Annotated in this window: 1 protein-coding gene; it reads right to left on the bottom strand. The window is 46.5% G+C overall.

The window, feature by feature from the left end:
- Positions 1–627, bottom strand: a 627-nt coding sequence (locus ACTIE6_RS05900) for a M14 family zinc carboxypeptidase (protein ID WP_439555747.1), incomplete at its 3' end; no start/stop codon positions are given.
- Positions 628–949 lie beyond the last annotated feature (322 nt).

Below are 949 nucleotides of genomic sequence, written 5' to 3'. Positions count from 1 at the left end.
CCACGCCCAGTCGCGGTTCAGGTCGAACAAGTAGTGATTGAATCTGCCGCCTGGCCAGGGTTCATCGTGCTCCAATGCGAATGGGGTCACATCCAGAACTGCATTCTGAACGCGATTATACCATTGTGAGTAGCGCTCGTATCCATCGGGATTAATGCAGGGATCGATCATGATCACCAGGTTTTTCAGGAAATCCTGTGTAAGTGCATTGTCCTTGTTGAGCAGCTCATAAATCACTTGCATACTGGTATTGGCAGATACCGACTCGTTTCCGTGCACATTATAGCTCAGCCAGACAATCGGCGGAACGCCCGCGTCGGGCTTACCTTCGAGCAGACCAATGCTTTTAAGGTGATTTTGCCGGATCGATTCCAGCTTACTCATATTTTCCGGTGAAGAGATAAAAGCGATCATCAGCGGCCTTCCCTCGTTGGTTGAACCGTACTGCACCAGTTTCATCCGGTCCTGGTTCTGAGATTGAAGCAAAGTGAAGTACTGCGTGATCTGGCTGTGAAAGGCAAACTTGGATCCGAGCTGAAATCCGAGGTGCTGTTCGGGTGTTGTGTTTTGGGCAAAGACAGGGATCGCAGAAAAGGCAAGAAGAAGAACGCGGATATATTTTATCATAGGAGCAATTAGAGGAAATGCATAGACCCAAATTTAGAAAGTTACGTGTTTGGAATTGTTAATGACGGTTGAATAAAAAAAACTTTGCGACCGAAAGCGTTGATAATGAATTGATAAAAAAATAAGTGAATTTTATTTGCGTCGAGAAGTTGCTTTTTAGAAATCAAGCCTGCATCTTTGCACCACGTTTTCGGAAAAGGGAAGCGAAAAAGTGAAAGAAAGTGCAAAAAAGCGCGCGAAGTAGGAGACCAGTCGGCCCATTCGTCTAGCGGTTAGGACACGACCCTTTCACGGTTGAAACAGGGGTTCGATTCCCCTATGG

This window comes from Dyadobacter sp. (genome assembly GCF_051859145.1).
Taxonomy (GTDB): Bacteria; Bacteroidota; Bacteroidia; order Cytophagales; family Spirosomataceae; genus Dyadobacter.
Note: the sequence above shows the minus strand (reverse complement) of the source record. Positions and strands in the feature narration are given on the sequence as shown.